The sequence below is a fragment of the Streptomyces sp. NPDC056373 genome (genome assembly GCF_042262425.1).
GTDB lineage: Bacteria > Actinomycetota > Actinomycetes > Streptomycetales > Streptomycetaceae > Streptomyces.
The window spans coordinates 402,277-427,853 of sequence record NZ_JBHJPX010000003.1 but is presented as its reverse complement, the minus strand read 5'-3'; the positions used below and the strand labels follow the sequence as shown (position 1 = coordinate 427,853).

The 25,577-nt window shown below is 68.5% G+C and carries 28 protein-coding genes and 1 tRNA gene; 14 read left to right on the top strand and 15 right to left on the bottom strand.

All coding sequences use genetic code 11. The features are described from left to right. The first annotated feature begins 754 nt into the window (after positions 1-754). The 7 genes from ACFCXS_RS08750 (at position 755) to ACFCXS_RS08720 (ending at position 6,873) form a co-directional block, all read left to right on the top strand. Positions 755-1,243, top strand: coding sequence for a hypothetical protein (locus ACFCXS_RS08750; RefSeq protein WP_376642325.1), 489 nt, complete (start codon positions 755-757; stop codon positions 1,241-1,243). 619 nt (positions 1,244-1,862) lie between these two features. Next, positions 1,863-4,268 (top strand): glycoside hydrolase domain-containing protein, encoded by a 2,406-nt coding sequence (locus tag ACFCXS_RS08745; RefSeq protein ID WP_376642324.1) that lies wholly within the window; start codon positions 1,863-1,865, stop codon positions 4,266-4,268. Between the two features lie 11 nt (positions 4,269-4,279). Then, positions 4,280-4,735: a hypothetical protein gene (locus ACFCXS_RS08740; RefSeq protein ID WP_376642323.1), complete on the top strand. Its 456-nt coding sequence runs from the start codon at positions 4,280-4,282 to the stop codon at positions 4,733-4,735. Continuing rightward, complete coding sequence (locus ACFCXS_RS08735) at positions 4,713-5,369, top strand: hypothetical protein (protein WP_376642322.1); 657 nt, start codon at positions 4,713-4,715, stop codon at positions 5,367-5,369. The genes ACFCXS_RS08740 and ACFCXS_RS08735 overlap by 23 nt, the downstream gene beginning before the upstream one ends. Before the next feature lie 213 nt (positions 5,370-5,582). Further along, positions 5,583-5,726, top strand: coding sequence for a hypothetical protein (locus ACFCXS_RS08730; RefSeq protein ID WP_376642321.1), 144 nt, complete (start codon positions 5,583-5,585; stop codon positions 5,724-5,726). A 262-nt stretch (positions 5,727-5,988) separates the two neighbouring features. Further along, positions 5,989-6,240: a hypothetical protein gene (locus ACFCXS_RS08725; protein WP_376642320.1), complete on the top strand. Its 252-nt coding sequence runs from the start codon at positions 5,989-5,991 to the stop codon at positions 6,238-6,240. A gap of 231 nt (positions 6,241-6,471) precedes the next feature. Continuing rightward, complete coding sequence (locus ACFCXS_RS08720; protein WP_376642319.1) at positions 6,472-6,873, top strand: DUF4234 domain-containing protein; 402 nt, start codon at positions 6,472-6,474, stop codon at positions 6,871-6,873. Between the two features lie 56 nt (positions 6,874-6,929). Here the strand turns inward: ACFCXS_RS08720 and ACFCXS_RS08715 are convergent, their stop codons facing one another. From ACFCXS_RS08715 to ACFCXS_RS08700, 4 genes are all read right to left on the bottom strand, one after another. Beyond that, the gene (locus tag ACFCXS_RS08715) at positions 6,930-8,339 is read right to left on the bottom strand and encodes a Cys-Gln thioester bond-forming surface protein (RefSeq protein ID WP_376642318.1); all 1,410 of its coding nucleotides are present in this window, start codon (positions 8,337-8,339) and stop codon (positions 6,930-6,932) included. Between the two features lie 274 nt (positions 8,340-8,613). Continuing rightward, on the bottom strand, positions 8,614-9,093 hold the full coding sequence (locus ACFCXS_RS08710; protein ID WP_376642317.1) for a single-stranded DNA-binding protein: 480 nt from the start codon (positions 9,091-9,093) through the stop codon (positions 8,614-8,616). A gap of 315 nt (positions 9,094-9,408) precedes the next feature. Continuing rightward, a complete protein-coding gene (locus ACFCXS_RS08705; protein ID WP_376642316.1) occupies positions 9,409-11,229 on the bottom strand; it encodes a GTP-binding protein in 1,821 nt (606 codons plus the stop codon). 3 nt (positions 11,230-11,232) lie between these two features. Beyond that, complete coding sequence (locus tag ACFCXS_RS08700; RefSeq protein WP_376642315.1) at positions 11,233-12,840, bottom strand: dynamin family protein; 1,608 nt, start codon at positions 12,838-12,840, stop codon at positions 11,233-11,235. A 321-nt stretch (positions 12,841-13,161) separates the two neighbouring features. On the opposite strand from ACFCXS_RS08700, the gene ACFCXS_RS08695 reads away from it, so the two are divergent. Next, a tRNA-Arg gene (locus tag ACFCXS_RS08695) sits at positions 13,162-13,234 on the top strand. A 143-nt stretch (positions 13,235-13,377) separates the two neighbouring features. Here the strand turns inward: ACFCXS_RS08695 and ACFCXS_RS08690 are convergent. Both ACFCXS_RS08690 and ACFCXS_RS08685 read right to left on the bottom strand, forming a co-directional pair. After that, positions 13,378-14,085, bottom strand: coding sequence for a hypothetical protein (locus ACFCXS_RS08690; protein ID WP_376642314.1), 708 nt, complete (start codon positions 14,083-14,085; stop codon positions 13,378-13,380). 64 nt (positions 14,086-14,149) lie between these two features. Next, the gene (locus ACFCXS_RS08685) at positions 14,150-14,446 is read right to left on the bottom strand and encodes a hypothetical protein (RefSeq protein ID WP_376642313.1); all 297 of its coding nucleotides are present in this window, start codon (positions 14,444-14,446) and stop codon (positions 14,150-14,152) included. 240 nt (positions 14,447-14,686) lie between these two features. Between ACFCXS_RS08685 and ACFCXS_RS08680 the strand changes: the two genes are divergently transcribed. The 3 genes from ACFCXS_RS08680 (at position 14,687) to ACFCXS_RS08670 (ending at position 16,137) form a co-directional block, all read left to right on the top strand. Next, positions 14,687-15,172 (top strand): NUDIX domain-containing protein, encoded by a 486-nt coding sequence (locus ACFCXS_RS08680; RefSeq protein ID WP_376642312.1) that lies wholly within the window; start codon positions 14,687-14,689, stop codon positions 15,170-15,172. A gap of 14 nt (positions 15,173-15,186) precedes the next feature. After that, positions 15,187-15,336 (top strand): hypothetical protein, encoded by a 150-nt coding sequence (locus ACFCXS_RS08675; RefSeq protein ID WP_376642311.1) that lies wholly within the window; start codon positions 15,187-15,189, stop codon positions 15,334-15,336. Positions 15,337-15,900: 564 nt separating this feature from the next. Then, on the top strand, positions 15,901-16,137 hold the full coding sequence (locus ACFCXS_RS08670) for a hypothetical protein (protein ID WP_376642310.1): 237 nt from the start codon (positions 15,901-15,903) through the stop codon (positions 16,135-16,137). 177 nt (positions 16,138-16,314) lie between these two features. On the opposite strand, the gene ACFCXS_RS08665 is transcribed toward ACFCXS_RS08670, so the two are convergent. Further along, a complete protein-coding gene (locus ACFCXS_RS08665; protein WP_376642309.1) occupies positions 16,315-17,109 on the bottom strand; it encodes a hypothetical protein in 795 nt (264 codons plus the stop codon). Between the two features lie 363 nt (positions 17,110-17,472). Beyond that, entirely contained in the window at positions 17,473-18,822 is a 1,350-nt protein-coding gene (locus tag ACFCXS_RS08660) for a cytochrome P450 (RefSeq protein ID WP_376642308.1), read from the bottom strand. Positions 18,823-19,035: 213 nt separating this feature from the next. Between ACFCXS_RS08660 and ACFCXS_RS08655 the strand changes: the two genes are divergently transcribed. Further along, positions 19,036-19,428 carry a hypothetical protein gene (locus ACFCXS_RS08655; protein ID WP_376642307.1) on the top strand — a complete coding sequence of 131 codons (393 nt, stop codon included), beginning with the start codon at positions 19,036-19,038 and terminating at the stop codon, positions 19,426-19,428. 226 nt (positions 19,429-19,654) lie between these two features. Next, entirely contained in the window at positions 19,655-20,614 is a 960-nt protein-coding gene (locus ACFCXS_RS08650) for a D-2-hydroxyacid dehydrogenase family protein (protein ID WP_376642306.1), read from the top strand. A 250-nt stretch (positions 20,615-20,864) separates the two neighbouring features. Here the strand turns inward: ACFCXS_RS08650 and ACFCXS_RS08645 are convergent, their stop codons facing one another. The 4 genes from ACFCXS_RS08645 to ACFCXS_RS08630 form a co-directional block, all read right to left on the bottom strand. Beyond that, positions 20,865-21,140, bottom strand: a complete 276-nt coding sequence (locus tag ACFCXS_RS08645; RefSeq protein ID WP_376642305.1) for a hypothetical protein — start codon at positions 21,138-21,140, stop codon at positions 20,865-20,867. Positions 21,141-21,286: 146 nt separating this feature from the next. Next, on the bottom strand, positions 21,287-21,556 hold the full coding sequence (locus ACFCXS_RS08640) for a hypothetical protein (protein ID WP_344453725.1): 270 nt from the start codon (positions 21,554-21,556) through the stop codon (positions 21,287-21,289). A 235-nt stretch (positions 21,557-21,791) separates the two neighbouring features. Continuing rightward, positions 21,792-22,070, bottom strand: coding sequence for a hypothetical protein (locus ACFCXS_RS08635; RefSeq protein WP_376642304.1), 279 nt, complete (start codon positions 22,068-22,070; stop codon positions 21,792-21,794). 83 nt (positions 22,071-22,153) lie between these two features. Further along, positions 22,154-22,432, bottom strand: coding sequence for a hypothetical protein (locus ACFCXS_RS08630; RefSeq protein ID WP_376642303.1), 279 nt, complete (start codon positions 22,430-22,432; stop codon positions 22,154-22,156). A gap of 387 nt (positions 22,433-22,819) precedes the next feature. Here ACFCXS_RS08630 and ACFCXS_RS08625 point away from each other — a divergent pair, with 387 nt between their 5' ends. Next, positions 22,820-23,113, top strand: a complete 294-nt coding sequence (locus ACFCXS_RS08625) for a chaplin (protein ID WP_376642302.1) — start codon at positions 22,820-22,822, stop codon at positions 23,111-23,113. Positions 23,114-23,190: 77 nt separating this feature from the next. On the opposite strand, the gene ACFCXS_RS08620 is transcribed toward ACFCXS_RS08625, so the two are convergent. From ACFCXS_RS08620 to ACFCXS_RS08610, 3 genes are all read right to left on the bottom strand, one after another. Continuing rightward, positions 23,191-24,057 carry a tyrosinase family protein gene (locus ACFCXS_RS08620; RefSeq protein ID WP_376642301.1) on the bottom strand — a complete coding sequence of 289 codons (867 nt, stop codon included), beginning with the start codon at positions 24,055-24,057 and terminating at the stop codon, positions 23,191-23,193. Further along, a complete protein-coding gene (locus ACFCXS_RS08615) occupies positions 24,041-24,529 on the bottom strand; it encodes a tyrosinase family oxidase copper chaperone (protein ID WP_376642300.1) in 489 nt (162 codons plus the stop codon). Before ACFCXS_RS08615 ends, ACFCXS_RS08620 begins: the two co-directional genes overlap by 17 nt. 242 nt (positions 24,530-24,771) lie before the next feature. Continuing rightward, positions 24,772-25,344 carry a hypothetical protein gene (locus ACFCXS_RS08610; RefSeq protein WP_376642299.1) on the bottom strand — a complete coding sequence of 191 codons (573 nt, stop codon included), beginning with the start codon at positions 25,342-25,344 and terminating at the stop codon, positions 24,772-24,774. Positions 25,345-25,577: the final 233 nt, after the last annotated feature.

The window sequence follows — 25,577 nt, the reverse complement described above, 5'->3', positions numbered from 1 at the left end:
GCAACGTCACGGACACTGCCCGGGATGAGTTGGAAGCAGCACGGCACGCCCATCATGCCGCGTTCGCGGTGGAGCTGTGACGCCCGACGCCCCAGAGACGGCCCAAACAGCCTGACACGGCCCCTCATCGGCAGGAAAGCCGCTGGTGAGGGGCCTTTCACGCCCTCTCGCGGCAAATAACACCCCATCTTGCCGCACCGCCGGCCCTGGGTGGAAGCGCGCACGACAACGACAGCAGTGCCCGGATACCGGTCACCCAGGGGCGAAAATCAGCCAACAATCACTGGTGCTTCACCCGAGCTTCACATACGACGCACCTTCAACTACCGAGGTACCCAGCAAATACGTCCAACCCTGCGACCTTCTTCCCTCATGAACCGTTCAGGCCATCCCTTCCGTTGACCAACATTTATCACTGCACTTCGGCTCGGGTTTATGCCTATTGTGATGCCTGCATGAGGCGGCCCGGCCAAGCTGCCCGGCCAGGCGGCCATTCAACGACCGGGAAGCCATTACCAGGGGGACACATCGCTCATGCCTTCTCGCCGGTCTTTCGTGCCCGGTGATGCGACCTTCGAGGTCCTCCGCCGATGTGCACCCATGCCCAACTCTTATTGAGCGCCACAAAATGACGCGTACGGTCGTGAACCTGCTCTCTCTCGAATAGGAAACCTGACTTTCCATGCGCAGACTGATACGTGCAATTTCCCCGACAGCGGCCCTTGTCTCCGTTCTCGCCGTCACTCCGCAGGCCATGGCGGACGACCACACTCCCGCGGGCAGCAGCATGATCGTCCCCGGTACCAGTGTGAAGTTGTCCGAGAACGGATTCAACGGCGCCCGTACGCGTGCTGTCGCGGCGGAGAACCCTGCCGCCGTCAGCGCCACTGCAACACTGTGCGGATCCGGATACGAACTCGAGCTCGCCGAGCAACTCCCGGACGCCCGTCGATTCGGCACCCTGTTCACGTACACGAGATCCACGACCAGCGTGTCGGGGGCTTGCGCGGTGTTCGACAACAACCTCGGCACGGCGAAGCACATGAAGCTGAAGCTGTGCCCGAACAAGGCCGGTGTGGCCTGCAAGGTGGACGAGGGGACCTTTTCGCAGTACGCAGGCCCGGTCAAAGGCGAGGGCAACCACGACGCCGGCTGGAACAATTGCTCCCGGGTGACCGCGATCATGTGGTCGGGCAGCGTCGCGATCATCGACCGAGTCAAGTATGTAGCACCCTGCGACTGACCATGTTCGGGCTTCTGCGCACCGGCGTGCCACCCGTTACGACCTTCGCACCGGCAAGCGCCTTGTTCTTGACCGGGTGCGGATCCGACCACATCGACGCGTAACAGGGCGGGGCCGATCAGGTAAGCCCTGCCGACCGGGGACGGGAGTCCGGTGAGCCCGTCGCCGTCAGCCCCGCCTCTCCTGTCTCATCGTGCTTGGCCCTCACCCGAGTACCTCATGGCGAACGGAACCGACGGCGGCGGAGCTGACCGCACGGCGCCGAGGCATCCCCGTCACCGCCGAGAGGCTTGAGCGTACAGAACGCAGCCATTCCTGAGCCCGCTCGCGGTTTGCGTCGCCTTTTGAGCGCCGTGCGGTTGCGCCTGCTCCACCTCCCCGACTGCGCTCATGACAGTTCGGCTGATTCCCGAGGCGCCTCTCGACTCGATGTGTCAGCCATTCCTCAGCACCACTCCCTCAGCACCACGTACGACGTCCCTGCGCGGCTAGGCGCTTACGTGTCTCACGGTGTTCGCACCCGCAGCGTCCGAATGCCCGACAGGGAGAACGTCTCGTGCATTGGCCGACGTCGGCGGCCTCCCTCCCCCAACCCGTCAAGCAGTCCAGGAGATCCGGCATGGCCGATGCGAAAGTCCTCGAAGCACAGAAGTGGCTCAACTCGACCTACGGCAGCGTTTCCGGTTATCAGAAGTGCCCGGAAGACGGCAAGACCGGCTGGCCCACGATGTATGCCTTCATCATGGGGCTGCAGAAGGAGCTTGGCATCAGCCCCGTCGTCGCGAACTTCGGCGATGGAACCGTGTCCAAACTCGCCGCGCTCGGCGAGCTCGGACACGGCTGGTCAAAGAACAACAACATTGTAAAGATCATCCGTTATGGGCTGTTCTGCAAGGGTTACACCGGCGGGTACTCCGACACCGGCTTCTACGACCCGGACATCGCGCTTGCCGTCAAGAAGATGCAGAGCGACATGGGCCTCTCGCAGACCGGCACCCTCCAGGCGAAGGTGTTCAAGGCTCTGCTCAACATGGACGCCTACGTACTCACCGCCGGCGGGTCGGAGGAGGTTCGCTCCATCCAGCAGTGGCTGAACGGGCGCTACTGGACGAAGAAGACGGTCGATATCGGCCCGGCCGACGGCCACTACTCCCGCAATGTCCAGCAGAACCTGATGAAGGCCATCCAGCTGGAAATCGGCATCGCCGAAGCGGATGCCACCGGCAACTTCGGGGCCGGAACACAAGCCGGCATCAAATCCAAGGCCGGCGTCTCGGAAGGCTCGTCCGGCATATTCGTTCAGTTGTTCTCCGCCGCGTGTGTCTTCAACCAGCCGATCGTCACCGTAGACGCAAGCGGCGATACCGTCCAGACGAACACGGTGTTCAAGACGACATTCGACGGAAATCTGACGACCTTCGTCACCACCTTCCAGCGGTTCTCCGAGATATCCGCCAACGGGCGCGGTGACTACGCGACATGGGCTCAACTCCTGGTATCGATGGGAGACCCGGAGCGGCCGGTCACCGCATCCGATACCGCCTACACGATCACCGCGTCACGTTCCAAGAGAATGTACACCGACGGCTACCGATACGTCGGCAGATACCTCAACGAAGCGTCGGCCGGCGGTGGCTCGAAGATGCTTGAAGAAGGTGAACTCTCCAACATCTTCAATGGCGGGCTTCGGGTCTTTCCGATCTTCCAGGACAACGGCAGGTCGCTGTCCGAGTACTACTGGGGGAACGGGTACGCCCACGCGAAGAAGGCCCACGACCAGGCGGTGCATTTCGGTTTCAACCGAGGAACGATCATCTACTTCGCCGTCGACTACGACGCCACGGATGCCGATATGCCGCAGATCCTCGAGTACTTCCGAGGCGTCGCGTCCGGGCTCGGGAGCAAGGGTAAGCGGTATGTGCACGGAGTATACGGATCTCGACACGTGTGCGCCGAGGTCACGAAGGAGACCTACGCCCGCTACTCGTTCGTGTCCGGCATGTCCTGGGGTTTCTCAGGAAACCTTGGATATCCCCTGCCGGCCAACTGGTCCTTCAATCAGATCAAGGAATACAAGGTCACCGACGGAACAGACACCTTCTGGCTGGACCGAGACGCTCATCGAATCGGTAGCGACCCCGGGCAGAGCAGCGTCAACAGGCCGTCGTCGCCCGCGGACGAATTCGTCAACTACATCAAGTCCCTCTACGACCTGGCCAAGGCATACGGCAAGGGAAACCCGAACCAGCTCGTCATGGAATACCTCCGCAGCGACAGGTACGACGACAACCAGTGGCGGGCACTGATCGGGAAAGTGGACGCCGGCTTCGTCTCCTATGTGAACAACCGCAACATGAGTATCTGGTCGGAGTTCAAGGACCCGTTCACCGGCCAGCACCTTGGAATCGAACACTTGATGGCCACGGCGAATGGCCAGTTCGTCAAGCCCAACCCGGCGGGAGACATCAGTCTTGGTGACGTCGCCGGCTGGGGCGGCGACCTCATGACCCTCTATGGCGAATGGCGGCGGGACCACGACTCCTACGCCTCCGGAGCTACCTACATCAACGACAAGATGGGCAAGATCGGGGTCGCGTCCAGCTTTGGTTTCACCGACCTCGTCGAGGACGCCGACGGATACCTCATCGCCCAGGCCGTGCGTGGCGGCAAGACCATCGTCGAGGCGGTCCGCGATCACTACCAGGGCAGCAGCGGCCTCACCCGGTTCAGGGACTACGTGAACCAACGGTTCGGCGGCACCATCAGCAAAGCAGCCGCTCAGGCGAAGAAGATCCTCACGGACGAGCCCACCAGTACGGACGGGATCATCCTCGTGGGCGGCCGCGCGACCCTGATCCAAACATTCGGCGGCATACCGACCCTGATGCCTCACCTCCTCCCTTCCGACCAGCTCAATGCCTGGTGCGACGCGTTCGGCAACAACCTGGTCCAGCACGCCGCCACGGAAACGCTCCGGCGAGCTCAGTACCAGGCCAACCAAAAGCGTCTCCTTGGGTCGAAGTAGCGTCAGGACGCATGGCACTCTTCGCGCTCTTCGGCCCGCCCGCAATCACGCTCCTCCTCTTCATCATCGGAGTGTTCCCGTACGCACTGTGGGTGACCAGGAAGAAGCCCTCACGGAGGGCCCGTCTGGCTGCGGTTGGAAGCGCAGCGGCTCTCGCCGCCTACGGTGCCGGAACCTTCTACGGTCTCGCCTACACCTCCCCGTTCGATCTCTGTGCCACGAAGACCGCCAGTGGCGACTACGTCGACGCCGGGCGGGACTACAGCCTGGTGTCGGCGACCGTCCATCACTTCCCCCCATCCGTTACCTGCCATTGGAGCAGCGGATACAGCACCAACGATGTGTCGTTCTGGACCACGCCTCTGCTTTACGCAGGGCTGGCCTGCGCCATCGTCTGTTTCACCTTGATACTCATCAACCGCTCGAAGCGCAGAAGGGTCCCCCATGACAACGAGCTTGACACGTAGACGGGTTCTCGGTCTCGGCCTCGGGACCGGGGCAGCATTAGCCGTCGCGACCGCCGGTCCAGCACAGGCCGCCCCCGCCGCCGACGCGCGCGTCTGGACCAAGCGCGAATCTGCAAACGGCTGGCCCATCCTCGATCAGGCCGGCAAGTTCCGGGTCGAAGGCACCAACGTCGAAGTCTCCTTGGCGGAGGGGGACGTCGCCACCGTTCTGCTTTACGTTGCCCGTCGGTTCGCCTATGAAATCGACATTCTCATGCCTGGCGACCTCCAGGGCCACACGACGGAGCGTGAGATCGGCTCGGCATTCGAGTCGAACTACCTGTCGGGCACGGCCATCGCGATCCGGCCCCTGCACTACCCGCTGGGAGCTGATGTGAAGAACACCGGCATGAGCGAAGCAGAGCAGATCGTCGTCACAGACATCCTCGCCGACTGTGAGGGGATCCTCGCGTGGGGCGGACATCTGCAACCAGTGAAGCAGTCCCACTTCCAGCTCGCCGTCGGGCCTGGAGATTCCCGTCTCAAGAATCTTGCCGACCGCATCCGGGGATGGAACGACACACCGGGCAGGGGCGCGGGAACGATCGATGCCTTCGCGCCGGTGAGGCGTCGCCGGTCAGCCCGATTCCTGTAGGTCTGCACTCCCTGTCACGTGCCGGCCCGACACGGCGGCAGCCGGCTCGCCCAGCCGATGATAAGGGGGGCCGTTGCCGGGCCGGACAAACGGTCCGGACGGCTCGGGGTAACGCTCTCAGCTTGGGAAGCTGTGATGATCTGGGGCGGATTCCTGGCCTGACCTGCGCGGATGGATGGCTCGGGGGCTCGGCCAGGCGTTCAACGATCAGGCATGCCTCTCCGCGTTTACACGCACCTCATGCCGTCCAGCGAGATCCGCACCCGGAAAGCCATCTCGGCGATGTACCGGGCAGCCGGTCACCCTCATGACGGCCCGGAGACGTCCGACGGCCCCGAGACGGGCCAGGCTGCCTGACACAGCCCCTCATCGGCAAGGAAACCGCTGGTGAGGGGCCTTTTCATGTCCTCTCGCGGCAAGTAACACCCCATCTTGCCGTACCGCCAGGGCTGGGCGGAAACGCGTCTGCGCAGGGGTCGCTGACCTGCTACTTCACGCTGAGGGCTGCCACTCGGCTGTCGCCGTCGGTCGCCTTCGGCCGGCCTCGGGCACCCTTGCACGGTCCGCGTCGCGCCACCGCGACGCCGATCGGAACGAAAGCGGCTTCGATCTGTTCGCGGTGGAACGGGGACTCGAAGTGGTCGCGCTCGTCCTGCTGATGCACGGAGCGCTGATCCGCTTCTGGAACTACGCGTGCTACAGCGCGGCCATCGCCGCGGGAGCGCTCATCCTGGTCGGCCTGCCGCAGCCCTCCGACGATGCCGCCGAGGGCTACCGGGTGCTGTGGACGCTGTGCGGCGTGGGAATCGGTCTGTCCGTGATGCTGCTGGCCGGCCTGCTCTCCAGACGCACCACCAGGACGTCCTCGTGACAAGCCTGACGCGGGGCTGCTGACCGCGTCCCGAGGAAGCCGACCGGTGTCCGCGCAGTGTCAAGGACCGCCAGGACCGGACCCAGGCGGGCCCGGGCGGTACGGAGCAGCCGAAGGCCGGCCGCCTTCATGACGCCGTTCTGCCCTCTCGCGGCAGGTGACGCCGCCGCGGACCTCACCACGCGCACCCGGCACCTGATCGTGATGCACTGGACATATGGGAGGTGTGCCATGTCAGGGAGCGCCGGTAAGACCCGCAACATATTTCTCGTCTGGCTGATCTGGCCGCTGATCACACTGGGGATCTACCACCTGGTCTGGTACTACAAGATCAATCGCGAAGCCCGGGACTTCGACCAGCGGATCGAGGTCAATCCGGCCGTGTCGGTCGTGGCACTCGCCCTCGGCTGGGTGCTGATCGTTCCCCCCTTCATCTCGGTCTACAACACCGGTGTGCGCATAGCCCGTATGCAGCGCTCCGCCGGGATGGAGCAGGAGTGCAACCCCTGGATCGGCCTCATCCTGTTCATCGTGGCCGGTCTGTACCCGCTCTACTACCAGCACGAGCTGAACCAGATCTGGGCGCACTACCAGGTCCCGGCAGAGGGTGAGCAGGTGCCTCTCGCCGCCTGACGTGGCACCGCGGACCCGGTAACGCCCCCCGGGGAACCGGACGTCGTTCGCCCGGGTCACTCCCCCGCCGTCTGCTCCCTGCGTCGCAGCACGATCAGCGTCGCCCCGCCGATCAGGACGAAGCCGATGGCCACGCCCGCGATCAGGGGCGTGATGTCCGAGCCGCCCGTCTCGGCGAGGTTGGTGTCCGTGGCCGCGCCACCCACCGTCGCCGGTACGGGGTCGCTCAAGGTCTGAGTGGCTGTGCCGGTGTCGCTGCCGCGGGTCTGGCAGTCCAGCATGCCGGTGAAGCGCTTCTCGAGACCGCCGGGGCCATGGATCGTGAAGTCGTAGGCCTGGTCCTCCTGGAGCGGGACCGTCACCGTGCGGGACTCGCCGGGGGCGATGGTGTGCCGCAGCCCGGCCAGCTCGAAGGTGAACGGCTCGTCGCCCTTGTTGGACGCGATGATGTCGACGCCGCCCTGGGCGCAGTTCTTCGCCGCCGACAACGCCGGGACCGGCCCCTGGTTCGCCCACGTCGCCCCGGCCGTCGCGGACACCGTCGACTCGCTGGAACCGGCCAGGATCTGCGTCTGGCTGCGGCTCTCGGAGGCGAAGGCCCGGCCGACCGGCACGGTGGTCGAGGCCTGCACGGTCAGTTCCGATGTACCCGCCGCCGCGTCCTCCGGCACGTCGAAGTACACCTGCCCGCCGTCGGACGTGGAGGTGACGGCCTTGCCCTGCTTGTCGACGACCCGCACCCCGCTGGTGGCGGCGTCGGCGGGCGGGGTGACGGTCGCGCTGCCGGCGTTGGTGTGCACCGTCACCGGTCCGAGCAGCTCGCCCGGCCGGCCGGAGACCGCGGGCGGTTCGAGGGTGAGCGAGGCACGGGGCTCGGGCAGGGTGCGGGCGCTCTTCTCCAGGTAGTCCGCGAGTTGCTCGGCCTGCGGGTCGAGGGCGTCGACGGCCACGTCGTCCGAGTAGCGCCAGATCGCGACCTGCGTGCCGGCCGCCGCGTCCTGCTCGGTCAGCGCGCCCCGCACGCCCGCCTTGCGTGCCAGCGTCGCGAGGTCGTTCACCTGGGGGTAGGAGTTCTGCAGGATCCAACGGATCTTGCCGGCGTCCTTGTTGGCCCCGAGGGACGTGCCGCTCCAGGGCGTCTCCTGGTACTTGGCGTCCCGCTGCGTGGGGTTGTGGAGGTCGACGCAGTACGTCTGCAGCATGCCGCCGCCGTCGACGGACATCTCGAACAGGCCCGCCGAGATCTCCTGGTCACCGGTGCCGGCGTGTATGACTGCGGCGCCGAACGTCTTGAGGCCGCCTATCGTCGCGGTCGCCCCGCCCTGACTCTGCGTCGTGTCGTCGGCGGCCGCCCGGCCGGCACCGGCCAGCCCGCCCGCGGCGACCAGCCCGGACACCACCGTCGCGGTGGCGAGGCGGGCCGCGCCTCGCCTGCGTACGAACAGCTCAGAGAACGAAGCAAACACCAAATTCCCCTTCGAGCAGGACCCGTTGACGTGGGGAGACGGTCCCACCTGCAGAATCAGAAGCCTCACCGGACACAAAAGTCCCGAGAGCCATGTCCGGCATCCTAGGGACGCGGAAGACGCCGCCCGCCGGTCAGACGGTCGGACGAGTGATCCGAATCGGAATCGTTATCGCCAACACCCCTGACGAGCAGGGCTTATCGACAAATCACCCCTGGTCGTTCGGTGCGCACTCGCCGATAAGCCACAGTTCGGACGCTCTCGTCGCATGACGTCACGTCAGAACAACTGCTGCGGGGCCTGATTGTGCGCGAGCGGCCGCCTCTTCCTCCGAACCCTCCGGCGGTGTCTCCCAGTTGGGCTCGGGTTGCGCCTGCGAGGGGGCGGCGGCCTCCGTCCTGCTCGCGCGCCGGAAGGCCGCGGTGCCCCACGCCAGATCATGACCGATCGCCACCGCGTCGATGTCCGCCGACGTCCAGCTCTGCCCCTCGCGTACGTCGGTCCGTACCTTCAGCCTGCCCTGCACGATCACCGGCTCGCCGACCGTCAACGACGCCGCCGTGTTCGTGGCCAGCTGGCGGTTGGCCCACACCGTGAAGAAGTTCGTGTGCCCGTCGGTCCACGTGTTCTTCTCCCGGTCCCAGTAGCGCGCGGTCACCGCCAGCCGGAACCTCGCCGACGGGCCGGACGCCATCTCCCGGTACACCGGCTGCGTCGCAACCCTGCCCACCGCGCAGACCATCGTCTCGTTCATCGCGAACCTCCCTCGCCCGGACTACGGCTACGCACCGGGCCGACACGCGTACGGGCCCGTCCCGTACGGCTGCGTCTGCCAGACTGCCGCCGCCGGGCCGGGCCCGCTGAGCGCTGTGGACCACCACGGACCTGTGGACAACGCCGCCACTCGCAGGGGTGAGGGGTGGGGGCGCCGTAGGAGCCCGCCACTCGCAGGGGTGAGGGTGGGGGGCGCCGTAGGAACGACGGCGACACCGGCGGCCGGTCACAGCCGCAACCCCACCCCCGGTGCCTCTCTTCCTCCGACGCCTCGCCCCGACGCCTCACCCCAGCGTCACCGTCCCGCTCCCACCACCCTCGCGTACTGCTCCCTGACCTCCCGGTAGCGCAGGAGCTCCGCCGCCACCGGGTCCAGTACCCGGGCCCTGCCGCAGCCGGACGCCGCCTCCCGCAACCGGCGTTCGGCCTCCATGCCGTAGCGCCGGGCCGGGCCGCGGGCCGCCATCCGGCAGCTCCACTCGATGAGCGGGCCGCCGACGATGCCGATCACCATCAGCAGTACCGGCACTCCGAGGTTGGGCGACACGACCCCGATGATCTGGCCCAGCAGCCAGAGTCCGCCCAGGAACTGCAGGATCGTCATGGACGCCTGGACAAGTACGGCCACCGGCCACCACCCGGGCCGCGGCGGCCGGCCCGTCGGCACCCCCGCACGCACGGTCAGCTCGTCCAGCGCCTCCGGCAGCCCCTGCGAGCCTCGCACGGCCGCCTCACGCACCGCCTGTGCCCAGGGCACGGGCAGCCCGGCCGACGCCCGGTCGGCCACCGTCCGCACCGCCTGCTCGACCCGCTGACGGGCGGTCGTCTCCTCGTCGGCCTGCGTGCGCCCGGGGAGCCGTCCCGTGGTGGGCTCGCCGCGGTCCTGGTACCAGCGCCACAGCCGCAGCCAGGGCGTACCGCAGGCCCGGTTGGCGTTGCGCAGCCACGCCCGCTCGGCCGCCTCGCCCGCCGCCGTGGCTCCCACCGCGTCCGCGAGCCGGTCGGAGAACTCCTCCCGGGCCTGTTCGCTGAGCCCGGTCCGCCGCTGGGTGGCGTAGACGGGCCACAGCCGGGCCGCGGCGATGTCCACGTCGGCCGAGATGCGACGGTTCGCGGCCCCGCGCTCCGAGACGAACTGCCCGAGGGTCTCACGCAGTTCGCCCACGCCGTCCCCGGTGAGGGCGGACAACGCGAGTACGGTCGCGCCCGGTTCGCCGTACTCCCCGAGGGCGATGCCGTCCTCGTCGAGGAGCCGCCGCAGATCGTCGAGGACCTGTTCGGCGGCTTCCCCGGGCAGCCGGTCGATCTGGTTGAGGACGACGAACATGACCTCGGCGTGGGCCGCCATGGGCCGCAGATAGCGCTCGTGGAGGACGGCGTCGGCGTACTTCTCCGGGTCGACGACCCAGATGACCGCGTCCACGAGCGCCAGGATGCGGTCCACGTGCCGGCGGTGCTGTACGGCGGCGGAGTCGTGGTCGGGCAGGTCGATCAGGACGAGTCCGCGCAGCGGCGACTCGCTGTCCCCGGTCGGCAGCGGCCGGCGGCGCAGCCGGGGCGGGATGCCGAGCCGTTCGATGAGGCCGGCTCCGCCGTCGCTCCAACTGCACGCGATGGGCGCCGCGGTGGTGGGACGGCGTACGCCCGTCTCCGAGATGGTCACCCCCGCGAGCGCGTTGAACAGCTGCGACTTGCCGCTGCCGGTGGCGCCGGCGATGGCGACGACGGTGTGCTGCCCGGAGAGCCTGCGCCGCGCGGACGCCTCGTCGAGCACCCGGCCGGCCTGCGACAGCGTCCGGCTGTCGAGCCGGGTACGGGAGAGCCCCACCAGTTGGCGCAGTGCCTCCAGCCGGGAGCGCAGCGACCCCTCGTACACCAGTGGGGTGACGGTCGGCGGGGCGGTGGAGCGGCTGTCCGTCATGGGGAACCGGTCTCCTTCGGCTGTCTCGTTGACGCGGCGCGCGATGAGCCCGTCGTCCCAGGTTTCCGCGGAGTCGGTGCGCGTCGCGCGTTCGCCGCCCGGGGCACTCCGGTCGGTGGTGCCTGCCGCTTTGTGGCCGTCGTCGTCCGGCTGGTCGGCGTGCTCGGTGGGGTCCTGGTCAGTGACGGCGGTCACCGGTCACCTCTCCTTCTGCAGTACGGACAGCGCGGCGATGAGTTCGGCCTGTGGCTCCGGGTGGATCTCCAGCGCGTCGAGCGGGGCGAGCCGACGCTCGCGTTCGGCGTGCAGGACGCGGTCCACGTGCTCGGCGAGCAGCCGCCCGGCCCGGTCGCGCAGCCGCAGCGCGCCGTGGGCGCCGATCCGCTCGGCGAGCCCCTCCCCTGCCATCCGGCCCCGGCGGCCGCCCAGCAGGGAGGTGGCGACCAGGGCGGCGATCAGTTCGGGGTCGGGCGCAAGGTTGCGGTCGAGCTCGCGCACCTCGTCCTCGGCGTGCTCCTCCAGCTCCCGCCGCCATCGCCGTACGGCCAGCCCGATGCGTTGCTCGGCGCTGTCCGCGTCGGCATCGCGTGCGGCGAGTTCCGGGGCGGCGGAGGCCGGTTCGCGCCGCCAGGCGTCGTCGACGCGCTCGTCGGCGGCGGTGACGGCACACAGCAGCAGCGCGCTGAGGCTCTCCACGAGCGCGTCGAGCAGTTCGGCGGCGGTGCAGTCCAGGGGAAAGGCGCGCCACCGCTTGAGGGCGTCCCCGGCGAGGACCGCCCCGCTCTGCAACCGGCCCCGCACGCGCGCGTGCTCGCTGTCGTACGCCCCCTCCACGGCGGAGGTGAGACGTAGCGCGGCGGCGTACTGCGCGGCGGCGGCACCGGCCAGCTCGGGCATGCGCGACTTGAGGGAGTCGAGGATGCCGTACGCCGTGCGGGCGAGGACGTGCTGCCGGGCCGCGGGGTCCTGGGCCTGGTGGATGAGCCAGGTGCGCAGCTGGGCGACGGCGGAGGCCGGCAGGAGCCCGCCGCCCCAGGCGGACTCGGGCAGCTCGGGCACGGTGAAGCGCGGTACCTCGCCGAGCCCGGCTTTGGTGAGCAGAGCCCCGTACTGCCGTGACACCTCGTTCACCACCTGGTGGGGCACACGGTCGAGCACGGTCACGAGGGTGACGTCGTACTCCTTGGCGGTGCGCAGCATGTGCCAGGGGACGGCGTCGGCGTAACGGGCGGCGGTGGTGACCATGACCCAGATGTCGGCGGCGCAGATGAGTTCGGCGGCCAGGACCCGGTTGTCGGAGACGAGGGAGTCGATGTCCGGCGCGTCGAGGAGGGCGAGGCCGGGCGGGAGGGTCTCGGCGGCCTCGACGCGCAGCACGCGCGCGGGGTTCTCGCCGGGGAGCAGCAGGTCTTCGGTGGACTCCTGCTCGGACACCCACACGCGAGTGAGATCGGGCAGCACCCGCATACCGCTGAACCAGTGGTGGTCCTCCGGATGGCAGACCAGTACGGGGGTGCGTGTCGTCGGCCGCAGCACGCCCGCCTCGCTGACCCGCCGTCCCACGAGGGAGTTCACCAGTGTCGATTTACCGGCTCCGGTCGACCCGCCCACGACGGCCAGAAGCGGCGCTTCGGGGTCCCGCAAGCGGGGCACCAAGTAGTCGTCGAGCTGCGCGAGGAGTTCGTCGCGGTTGGCACGCGCGCGTGGGGCCCCCGCCAGGGGCAGCGGGAAGCGTGCGGCGGCGACACGGTCGCGCAGGGCGGAGAGTGCGTCGAGCAGCTGAGGCCGTACGTCCAAGGTCACCACATGTGAAGAATGCCCAATTTTAGGGGAATTCTGAAGCATATGAGCATGTCTGCGCGCCGACAGAACACAAGGGGCGGAAGGGACGACTGGGACACAGGCACACTCCAGGCATAACGAGTGCACAACACCCGATGCCTCTGACGCCAAAAGCGGTGCACGATTCGTACCTGCCTGCGATTATCAGGACCGCTTCACCGAACCTCCACATCGAGCCACGGAGGCGAAGCAACAGGGGCAAGGACGCGGGAGCCCTATCCTTGTCCCCGGCAACGTCACGGTTCGGCCCACACCCGGGCACCACGACAGAGGCCACCACACCCGGCCCCCGTAGCTCAGTGGATAGAGCAGGCGCCTTCTAAGCGCTTGGCCGCAGGTTCGAGTCCTGCCGGGGGCGCCCCTAGCCTCTCACCTGCAGAAAAGCGTGAGAGGCTTCTCAGTGTCCGGATGCCCGTCGCTTCGACGGCAAGCGCCTTGACTGTCCACGATCGTGGACAGCACCCGGCATCAGGAAGCCAGTTCGAGCCGGCGGACGCCTGGCTACCGCTCCTCGTCCAGCACCTGGGCGGCCGCGCGCGGGTCCATGAGGTTGGACCAGGCCTGTTCGGCCGGGAGCAGTTCCCGCTCCGGAAGGGCGTACTCGGGATACCAGTCCTCAGCCTCACAGCCGGGGACGTTGCGCAGGATCAGCACAGTCAGGTTCGGCGGTACCGAGCCGGTGATCCGAACGGCAAGGTAGGTCTCGTGGCCGTCGTCCGCCCGCATCTGGAGGCCAAGGGTGAAAGTGTCGAACTCGCGTGTGTGCTCACGGCCGTCGCGCAGCGTGGCGTGCGCCAGGTCCAGCAGAATCGCCCGCAGTTGGCGCACGAAGCGGGCACCGGCCTCGGCGCGGTACCGGACGTGGTCCTCGCGTGCGGGCAGAAGGTGAGCCGTGTGCGTCGCGGTCTTCAGGCCGTCGGAATTTTCCGCCTTGTAGCGAGCCCGGGCGGCGCGGCCGTCGGCCTCAAGGCTTGCATAGAAGTCATCGGCCGAGCCGTCCTCCCGCCGACCCGCCGCGACCAGCCACGACAGGTCGGCGTCCAGCCAGACCGCGCCGCGCCATCGCTGCACCTTGACCTTGAACAGCACCTGGTCGTCCACGGACCGGATGCGTTCGTGCTTGCCGTCCTCGTCCGCGAACTGCTCGGACACCTTGGCCAGCACCGGGTGGTCGATCTCGTCCAGCGGCGCCGTGACCGGCGGCACCACGAGGTGCAGATCCTCGCGTAAGCAGCGCAGCGCAGGGCGGGCCGGCGCAGGGAGCCGGGTTCACTCATTCCTCGATTCCCCCGACCGCTTCGATCTCATCCGCGGTCAGCCCGGTCAGCAACATCACATCCGATTTCAGTGAGCCATCCAGCACACTGAGCGCCTCCACCATCCCGGACCGCAGATCCTCACGACGCTGCTCCAGATACGCCCGGACCGCCTCGGCCACCAGGTCCTTCTTCGTGAGCCCCAGGAAATGAGCACCCTGGCTGATCAATTTGTCCGTCGCCGGGTCCACCTTCAGCGGGGACTGGCGTACCGACTTCGCCGCCGTCGTCATCGTCAACACCTCCGCATCCATGGCACCAAATACCTCACGGTGTACTTGCTCTGCGTCACCACCGTCGAACACCCTGGCTCCAGCCGACGGACCGCGCGATCCTCGAAGCGGAGACCTGGGCCCCTGAGCAGGTACGGAACCACTACCCGGCGCGTGAACTCGTGCTCACCTGGATCCGGAACCAGAAGGGCCGGCCGAGCCGCAACCTGGCGGACCTGGCCAACAGGCTGCATGTCATCTGCGCTGGGTACTCTCGACTGCGTGGCACTGAACGCACAGGAAGCGAAGATGGCGCATCCGCGCATGGCAGCGGGTGTGCTCTTCTTTGATGCCGCAGGGCGGGTCCTCATGGTGGAACCCACGTACAAGGACTACTGGGAGATCCCCGGCGGGTACGTCGAGACCGGCGAATCGCCCCTTCACGCGGCCGTCCGCGAGGTCGAGGAGGAACTGGGCTTCGCCCCACCCCTTGGACGTCTGCTCGCGGTCGACTGGGCCCCGAACAAGGCTGAGGGCGACAAGGTGCTGTACGTGTTCGACGGCGGTCAGCTCGGCAAGGACGACCTGGCCCGGCTCAGTTTGCAGCGCGAGGAGCTGAAGAGCATCGCCTTCTTCACTCCCGAGCAGATCTCCGAGCACACCATCCCGCGATTGGCCCGACGCGTCATCGCAGCAACACAGGCCCGTGAGGCAGCTGCGCCGGTCTACCTGGAGCACGGGCAGGCACCCGGCACCGAGGCGGCGTGAGTACGCCCCGCAGCATGAGTCGAGCGGATGGCATCCACCTCGTGCAGCGGCTCATGAACGCCGAATACGCCGACGAGGCCGAAGCCGACGAGACCATCACAGCACTGGTGCGTGCAGCGCTGGCTTGCTGGGCCGCCTCTCGGCCGTCCGACGGCGCTCAGTAGTGACTGGTGGCGACTACTGACGACAGTCGTCGCGAACGGCAGCCGCAGGTCACCCGATTGGATCTGCGGCAAGATGCGCCAGGAGGGGTTGCGGCGGACAGTCAGCCGCTGAACGGGGCGTGAGGCATCTGGGCGGGGCCGAGCCCCAGTACCGCATGGCGCGGTGGCCGGGGGCGGGGCGGACATCGGGCAGGGACACGCCACACCGCGCCGAACCGGAACCCGACGCACTGGTCACCCACGCCGACCACCTTGTGCAGAACGTCAAAGTGCGACCCACGGGTTTGTACACATACGGCTCATGACGGGGCTCCGGGAGAATCCCCTACTCTGGCCTCATACGTCAGGCACTCCTGAACTCACGTGCAACTGAGGGCAGTTGAGAATCGCCCGAACCGTGAAATCGGGGTGTCAGGATGCTTACAAGGGCGGCTGTCCGGCCCCCTTACGTCCCACGATCCGACGCCACGACGCAGCACGTCGGTCGCGCATGCCCGCCCGGAATCTCACCGGACGCCGGCGGGCAGGCCCCGATCCTCGGAAGGCACGGCAATGACACTGCACATGGATGGCACAGCAGTCCTGATCCTGCTGGTCGCGACGGCGACGGCGGTGGCCGTGTACCGCCTCAAGGAGCAGGCCCCGACGGGCGGCGGCCCGCATGCACGCGATCTCGTGGGCGCGATCTGCGTCTGGGGGACGGTGGTCGCCGCGTTGGTGGCCCTGTTCGCGTTCTCACCCCCGGCGCCGACGGACGGCGACTCACGGGCGCCGACGCAGACCACGTCCTCCGCCCCGTGAGTTCCGCGGGCCCGCTCGCCGGGGAACCAGTGGCTCGTACACACAGCGGTGGCACCCGGGGCGGCCGCTTGTCAGCATGCCCGCCGTCCCCTCGCGGCGTGTGCGCGTGCGGGCAACCTCGCGAGCGTCTGGCGTCGGCGGACCGAGCCGGTCAGCAGTCACGGAGGCGTCCGGCGCCTATCGCCCCTCGAAGAAGCCGGACTTCAGGTCCTCGATGACGGCGTTGAGTGGATGCCCACTCACGATGAACGGGCCACCCCATGGCGCGCTGAGTGCGAAGAGCAACGCCAAGCTCAGCCCGACCACACTCGCGACGCCTACGATGAGCAGCGACGTTCGCAGGCTGCTGCGGAAGACCAGGGCGCCGGAGTTCACGATCAAGGCGAGTCCGCTGACCACGAGCGTGACAACGTAAAGTGACGGAACATCACGCGAGGCGGCCGCGACGCGGGCGCGACGGCTACTGGTGACACCGTCCAGGGACGTCAGCAACTCCGTCCCTGCCGCACCTCCCACCTCGGGCCGGGCCGCCTCGGCGCGAACATTCCGCTCCATCCGTGCGATCGCGCGAGCGGTGGCCGGGTCATCACCGGACGCCGCTGCTGTGCCACCCCACTCCCTGGCACGGGTGGTCTGCAGATAGTCCAGAAGTGCCACATGGATCGGCTCCGACTGGACTCGCGGACTTGTCGCCGCCCATGCCAGGCGGGAGGCCGCGGCGGCCTCGTCACTCACCAGTCCCTCGGCTGCCCGCAGGTAGCCGGCCTCGCTGGCCAGTGAGAGTGCGGCGAAGATCGCGAAGGCAGCACCGAGTGTCGGCATCAGAGGTGTGGCGATCTGCGGCACCCGATCCCGCTCCCCGACGGGTACCAGCATCCGGACGCCGACGCGCGCCGCGGCCGCGACCAGCAGGGCGAGGGAAAGTCCGCCCACGACCAGCACCACCGCCGGCAACGAGGTCAACCAGTTCATCAGATCACCTACAGCGTGTTTCCACCCGCGCCCCACGGCGGCGCCGCTTCGGCACCCGCGACCAGTAATTTCTCGTCGATCACTTTCAGCGAACGCCTCATGATCACAGGACGAAGCCCTTTTGACGCTCTCGACGCCCGGTACGGCATCTCGTTTCGTCGGCCGGACAGCCGCAGTGCACGCCACCAGCGTGCTGCCGCCTCGATCGAGGAACTGTGCACCCGGCGCGGGCGCTGTACAGCGGCGGAGTACCGCGACCACTGCGACCGCAGCCGGTGGGCACCGGGTGCGCCCACCTCTCGCCAGCAAAAACGCTCCCGCGAGGATCTCCCCCGCCGGGTCGCGCCGGTAGCGGCCCCCGGCTCAGGGGCGGTTCCGGGGGAGGACTGTCATGCGCAGGGCGCGCGGCCGTACGGTGAGCCGGGCGACCTGTCGGACGGCCTGGCCGTCGGCGAGTTCCAGCCGTACCGAGCGCAGCATCGTCGCCAGCGCCGTGACCATCTCGGTGCGGGCGAAGCGGTCTCCCATGCACTTGTGCTTGCCGTCCCCGAAGGGCAGGAACGCGCCTGGCAAAGGCTCCTGCGCGGCGTCGTTCCACCGGTCCGGGTCGTAGGTGAGCGGATCGGGGAAGCGCTCGGGATCGCGGTGCAGAGCGTGCTGGCAGTAGGCCAGTTCGGTGCCGGCCGGCAGCGTCCACTGGCCGAGACGGGTCTCCTCGGTGGTACGGCGGGTGACCAACCAGCCGGGGTGGTGCAGCCGCAGGGTCTCGGTGATCACCCGGTTCAGGTACGGCAGCCGGGCGACGTCGTCGAGGGCGACGGGCCGCTCGCCGAGGACCTCGTCCAGCTCGGCCAGGACCCGGGCCTCGATGCCGGGGTGGCGCGCGAGTTCGTACAGGGTCCAGGACAGCACCGACGCGGTGGTCTCGGTGCCCGCCACGGCCAGCGTGAGGATCTCGGAGCTGATCTGATGCCCGGTCAACGGCTCGCCGGTCTCCTCGTCGATGGCGCGCAGCAACATGGAGAGCATGTCTCCGGTGTCGTGCCCGGAGGCCTGCAGCTCCTCGACGGCGGTGTTGACGGTGGCGCGTACACCGGCCCGGGCCCGGTCGAAGCGGCGGTTGAAGGGCAGCGGCAGGCGTTCGGCCCAGTCGGGCAGCATGAGGCGCACACCGACGCCGTTCATCACCACCGACAGGTCGCTGCGCAGCCGGCGGAAGACGGCGTCGTCGAGGCTGCCGGCGAACACCGTCTTGGCCAGCATGTCGAGGCTGAGTCCGACCATCGCCTCGCGTACGTCGAGGGGCCGCCCGGGTTCCCAGCCGGCGACCGTGGCCGTGACTTCGGCGCGCATGATGTCGACGTACCGGCTGATCTCGGTGTGGGCGAAGGCAGGTTGCAGCTGGCGGCGTTTGCGTACGTGAGGCCGGCCGGTGGCGGTGACGACGCTGTCGCCCAGCAGCTGGCCCAGCTTGTCGTAGAGGCGGCCCTTGTCGAGCGTGGGTGCCAGGGCCTTGAGCATCTGGTGGATCAGGGCCGGGTCCTGGACCACGACGGTGCGCGTTCCGGGTTGCAGGACGATCTCCACGAGCGGTTCCCGTGTGTCGCGCAGCGAGTCGATGAAGCCGAGGTTGTCACGCATTCTCAGGGCGTGGCCGATGAACGGAAGCGATCCGGCAGCCCGAGGTATGGGGAGAGGCGCAGCGGACGTCACGGGTCATCCTTTCGCGGCAATCAACGGCGCCCCTATGGCTTCCCTGACCCTTCCCCGGCGCAATCCTGACATGAACGTGTCCTGTGCCACGCGGAACGAGTCGTGGAGGCCGACAGGCCGACCCGCGCCCCGTCCAGGCACTTCCGCGCACCGAGACAGGGCATGATCGTCCGCTCGGCTTCGTTTCCGCGAAGCGACAGTAGGGTTCCCCCCATGACCGAGGCGGAGAAGGCCCTGAGCGCGCACGAACGGCTCACCGCGCTGCGGGACGTGTACGACCTCCTGGACGAGGTACGGCTGCGGCCGGGCATGTGGGTGCGTGACGGGTCGCTGCGGCACCTGGATTCCATGCTGGTCGGATACCGGATCGCCCTTGCCGTGCACGGCGTCGAGGAGCCGTTCGACTTCTGGAGCCCTGGAGGTCGGAGTCCCTTCAGCCGGTGGCTGGAGCGGCGCATGGGTGAACAGACCTCTCTGGGCTGGTCGACCGTGATCGAGCGCAGCGCCGAAGCCACCGGCCGGCCCGCGCTGGAGCTGTTCTTCGAGTTGCTCGATGAGTTCCGTGACGAGTGCCGCGGTGGGTCGCGCAAACGCGTCCCGAGGTGAGTTCCCCGGCGGACAGGGCCGGTCGCAGCGCTGGTCCAGACCGGGACCACCTTGCGTCGAGGGCCCACCTCCGGCGAATCCAGGACCGAGACGAAGGCTCAGGGGTCGGTGGCGAGGCGGCGTCGAGGTTCTGTGGCTTTCCGCAGCCCCGGGGCACGCGCGATCATGGACCCCGAACGCCGACCCGAATCCGAACCCGGACCCTGCGCCGTGAAAGGGGCAAGCCGTGCGGCTGCGCTGCGCTGTACTGGACGACTTCCAGAAGGTGGCGACCGAGGTCGCCGACTGGGCGGGGGTCGCGGACGACGTGGAGGTCGTGACCTTCGATCGGCACATCGAGAGCGAGGACGACCTGGCCGCGGCGCTTGCCGGTTTCGACATCGTCGTGACCCTGCGCGAACGCGTGCCGTTCCCCGGGTCGTTGATCGCCCGGCTGCCCCGGCTGAAACTGATCGTCGCCTCCGGCATGCGGAACTCCGTCATCGACTACGCGGCCGCCGAGGCCCACGGCGTCACGGTGTGCGGCACGGCCAGTTCCTCCACCCCACCGGTCGAAATGACCTGGGCGCTGCTGCTCGGCCTCGCACGCGGCCTCGTCGAGGAGAGCAACGCCCTGCGCTCCGGCGGCCCCTGGCAGAGCACCGTCGGTGCCGATCTGCACGGCCGGCGTCTCGGACTGCTCGGCCTGGGGAAGATCGGCAGCCGGGTCGCCCAGGTGGGGCTCGCCTTCGGCATGCGGGTCGGGGCCTGGAGCCAGAACCTCACCCGGGAGCGTGCCGACGAGGTCGGCGTGGAACTCGCCGCCTCCAAGGAGGAGCTGCTGGCGGACAGCGACTTCGTGTCGGTCCACCTGGCCCTCGGTGACCGCACCCGCGGCCTGCTCGGCCGGTCCGAACTCGCCCTCCTCAAGCCGTCCGCCTACCTGGTCAACACCTCACGCGCGGCGATCGTCGACCAGGACGCCCTCCTCGACGCCCTGCACGCGGGCCGCATCGCCGGCGCCGGCGTGGACGTCTTCGACATCGAGCCCCTGCCCGCGGACCACCCGATGCGGACGGCACCCCGCCTCCTCGCCACGCCGCACCTCGGCTACGTCTCCCGGGCCAACTACGCGACGTACTACGGGCAGGCGGTCGAGGACATCCGTGCCTTCCTGGCGGGCGCGCCCGTACGCCGGCTGCCTTGACACGCCGGCCTACCTGACGCGACGGCTGCCTCTACGCGACGGCCGCCCCTGCGGGATGCCTCCCCGGCACGGCGGCCGCCCCGACACGACGGCGCGCGCGTCCGGCGGCGCGCTGTTCATCGGGGGTCTTCGGCCACGGGCCCACGGCACGCACATGGCCGGGACCCGGTATCGGGTCCCGGCCATCGCGGGCTGTGCGGCCGGACTCGAGGGCGCCGCCATGAACGAGGCGCCTCGGTCTCGGCGGAAGTCAGGCCTTCTTGCCCGGAACGACGGTGTTGCTGACGCAGGACACCTGGCTGTGCGAGGTCGGGCACTGCTGCGTCGAGTCGTTGACGACCGTGACCTTGCCCTGGTCGGTGGTGTACGTGTACTGGCTCAGTTCCACGCAGCGCACGTGACCGTTGCCGTCGTCGACGCACTTGCCGGGGCCACCGTCGGCAGAGGCCTGGGCGGCACCGACACCGATCAGAGCGAAGCTCCCCAGGACTCCCGCTACCGCTGCGATCTTCTTCGAAGTGAGCATTTACCTTTTCCTTTACGGTCGACCCGCCGCCACCGGGCAGCGGAGTCGTTCCGGACGCATTAGCGGCAAAGAAGCCAAAGGGCAGGCCCCGCGGCTCGGACACCTGGTTCGAGCCCCGGGGCCTGCCTGCATCACCTGGTCGGTGATTACTTGCCCAGGGTGAAGGCCTGCGAGCAGGTCACGGACTCGCGCTCGCTGTTGTCCTGGTTGGCGAGACCCAGGATGGCGAGGTTGACGTTGACGTCGTCGATGTTGATGAGGCCCTCACGCGAGTCGTTCTGCTCGCACGACTGGGCCTGCTTGTTGTCGATCTTGACGTGCTCGTCCCCGTCCGAAGCGTGACCAACGCCAGCGCCAAGGAAGCTGACGCTGCCGAGCATGGCCGCGACGACCGCGGCCTTCTGGTACTTGCGCATTACTTCTCCGATTTCTCGAATGGACACAGACCGTAATGGACTGGTCACCGACAGTCGCAAAGCCTAGGCGGCTTGTGCGCCTTTCGCCCGGGCGAAACGCCCGACTGCGTAAGTTTCTGGAAAAGACGTTTTGTAGTTCCGCGCACCGACGCGCGGTGGGTGGCCGCACCCCGAGCCGCCGCCGGGGGCCGCCCGCACCCAGGGGCGGAGCGAGCCCGCACCGGCCGGCGAGGCGTCAGCTCCCCGAGGCGGGAACCGCGACGCTGTCGACGCAGCTGACCTGACTGCGCGACGCCGGACAGGCCTGCGTCGAGTCGTTGACGACGGTGACGTCTCCGCGCTTGTCCTTGATGACCTGGTACTCACTCATCTGCACGCACCGGACACGCCCCGCACTGTCCTCGACGCACGTACCGGGGCCACCCTGGGCCGACGCCTGGACGGCCCCGAGGCCCATCAGAGCGAAGGTTCCCAGCACCGCCGCCACCGCCGCGGTCTTCTTCGAGTCGAACATCTGCCTTTTTCCTTCAGTAAGGCGGCAGGCCCCGGGGCTCGGACGCATGGTTCGAGCACCGGGGCCTGCCTGGATCAACCTGATCAGTGGCCGCCACGCAGCGAGAAGGCCTGCGAGCAGGTCAGGGACTCGCGCTCGCTGTTGTCCTGGTTGCCCAGACCCAGCAGGGCGGCAACGTTGACGTTCACGTCGTCGACGTTGACCAGACCCTGGGTCGAGTCGTTCTGCGAGCAGGCCTGCGTCTGGTCGTTGTCGAGCTTGAACTTCTCGTCCCCGCCCGCAGCGTGACCAACGCCAGCGCCGAGGAAGCTGACGCTGCCGAGCATGGCCACGACGACCGCGGCCTTCTGGTACTTGCGCATTACTTCTCCGATTTCTCGAGTCGACACAGACCGTTGTGGTCCGGTCACTGACAGTCGCTAACATAAGCGGCGTTTGCGGCTTTTGCCACGCGAAACGCCCCGCAGCGTGGCTTTCTTGTGAAAGTGGCACGTCACAGCGGAGCCGTGCGTCCCCGGATGGCCCCGTGCCGGACGGCCCCCGGACTCGCCGCCGTCCCCACCACTACAGCCGAGAGAGGGCCGGGAGCCAGCGGAGGCCCTCGATCAACACCCGTTTGGCGGAGCCGCTGTTCAAGACGGGTGATCCGGAGAAGATTTCTCGTGACCGGTTCCGGGTCGTCGCGTTGAACGGGCAGTGCGGCCGCTCGTACTGCTGCCGCACTTACCTAGTCAGTAAGGGAGAACGTGATGTCTCGCATCGCGAAGGTTGGCGCTGTTGCTCTCGGCACGGGCGCCGTGGTGCTCAGTGGAGCCGGTCTCGCCGCCGCGGGCGCGGGCGCCAACGGCGCTGCCATCGGCTCGCCCGGCGTCCTGTCCGGCAACGTGGTCCAGGTTCCGGTTCACGTGCCGATCAACGTGTGCGGCAACACCGTCAACGTGATCGGCGCGCTGAACCCGGCCGTCGGCAACGAGTGCAAGAACGAGGACGGCAAGAACCACCACGACAAGAAGAGCAGCAAGAAGAGCGGCCACCGCCACTGACTTCTGCGGTCGTGAACCCGAGAGCCCCGGCCCTCCAAGGCCGGGGCTCTCCCCGTGTCGGTGACGATCCGTGTCACTCACGCGTAGCGGTAGATGCGGCCCACGTCCTCCAGCTCCGCCGGCGTCACGTCCCACGGCGGCAGGCTCTGGTGCCGTGCCACGATCCGGCCGTGCTGCCGGTCCCCCCGTCGCGGCGGTGTCGCGGGCAGGTAGCCGGCACCGCGGTGCCGGCGCTGCCAGCGGTACCACTGCAGGTCGATGAAGGCGTGGTGCAACCAGAACACGGGGTCGTTGACGGATGCGCCGCCGAGCATGTCCCCACCCACCCAGCCGTGCACCCGATTGTGGTTGCGCCAGGCCGTGTTGCCGCGGCCGGTACCCCAGCCCTCGAGCTTGTTGCGGAATCCCCGGGTGACCGTCGAGTCCCAGGGCGCCACGTCGTAGACAGGGTCCTCCAGCGCCCGCTCCAGCTCGTTCTTCGTGGGCAGGCGGACCGGGTCGCGGGGGCGTCCGAGGTTCCGGGTGAGGAACTCCCGGTCGGTCACGTTCACCTTGATGGTCCAGTTGCCTTCCCGGTAGGCGAACGGACCGGTCATCACCTGGTGATCGGAACGGCGCCCGTCGCCCCCGAGGAGATGGGCCGTCCAGGGCGCGGAGGTGCTCCTGCGGTCGCGCGTCCAGTCCCAGTACGGCACCGTCACCGAGGGGTCCACCCGGCGCAGGGCGTGCTCCAGGTCGAGCAGGAACCGGCGGTGCCAGGGCAGGAACGACGGCGCCATGTGCGCGGCGCGCAGCCCGTGCTCGCCGTCGCCCGAGAAGTACTCGATGTGCGTCCGTACGAACTGGTCGTACTCGCCCCGCCGTTTGACCTCCAGCAGCGCCTTGACGAACCGTCGCTGCTCGGCCCTGGTGAGCGTGCCGGCGTCCCTACGTACGTACGCCACGCCGGTTCTCCGTGTGGACGTGGCCCGTGGCCGGGACCGGCTCACGCAGGTGCCGGCCCGGGCCGAGTTCGTCGACGGCGGCGCGGGCGGCCTCGATCGGTGAGGGATGCGAGCAGTAGTGGTCGACCATGCTCAGCCAGGTGCCGTCGGCCCGGCGCATCAGATGCAGAGGCCGGCCGTCCACAGTGACGTGCCACCGGCCCTGCCCGGCCACCGGGTCGCTGGGTGGGTGCCACACCACGACGATGCGGCGGCCGTGACGGGTCTCGGTGGAGACGGTGGCGCTCGGGGCGTCCCCGTCTCCGGTGCTCCGTGACCGGAGGGCGGCGGCCACCGGGGCGGCCACGGCGGCGGCGAAGGCGCAGACACGCAGGCCACGCGCCACCTCCCGGCGCGTACGGCCCCGTCCGGGTCGTGCCGGGGCCGTCGGTGCCCCGTCTCCCGTCTGCCCTCCGTCGATGCCGACGGCCATGGTCCACTCCTCGTCCGGTTGCGGTGTCGTAGCCGTAACCGGCGGACATCCCGCGCGGTCACCGCCGTGCGGCCAGACAAGTGACCGCCGTTCCGCCGGAGGGAGGAAGGAGGAGGAGGGAGGAGGGAGGAGGGGGAGAGAAGGAGGAAGGAGAGAGCGGCCGCGTCACCGGGTGCAGACGTACGGAGGGCCGGTCCTCGGACTTTCCGAGGACCGGCCCTCCGTACGGCGTGGTTGCCGGCTCAGAACCACAGGTTGCCGTGCATCGGCTTGACGTCGTTGACCGCGGACGCGGCGTTCTTCGCCGTGTGGACCACCGATTCCTTGCCCTCGGCGGTGACGTCCAGGGGAACCTTGGTGCTCACACCGCCGGTGAAGTCGGTGGACGCCAGGTCGCGCGTGCTCTGCGCGGCCGGGGCGGGCTGCGGGGCGGGGGCCGGGGCCGGCTGGGCGACCGGGGCGGGCTGGGCGACCGGAGCGGGCTGGGGGGCGGGGGCCGGAGCGGGCTGAGCGACCGGAGCAGGCTGAGGAGCCGGAGCAGGCTGAGCCATGGGGGCGGGCTGGGCCATCGGGGCGGGCTGGGCAACCGGGGCGCTCTGATAAGCCGGAGCGCTCTGGGCGACGGGAGCACTCTGAACCGGGGCGGCCTGAGGAGCCGGAGCAGCCTGAGCCATCGGAGCGGCCTGCACGTCCGGAGCGCTCTGAGCGGCGGGCGCGCTCGGAGCCACCATGACGTCCTGGGCGAACGCGGGCGTGGCGGAACCGGCGGCGATCAGGGATCCGGCAAAGACGGCGGCAGCCTTCAGAGACTTCATCGTGTTCCTTTCTTCGGCAACGCGCGTCGCCGGAGGGGATTCTGTCGCCGTGCCTAACGAGCCCTGGCCTGGGCGGAAACCGGAGATGCCGAAGATTGCCAATACCTCATACGAAATCTATTAAAGGACCGATGAACAAACGGTCGTGGGGGGGGGGGCCCCCGGGGGGCGGGCGCCCCCCACTTCGGGGGGGGACGGGTGAGGAGTTATTCCGTGCGCAGGCCGTCCGGGCG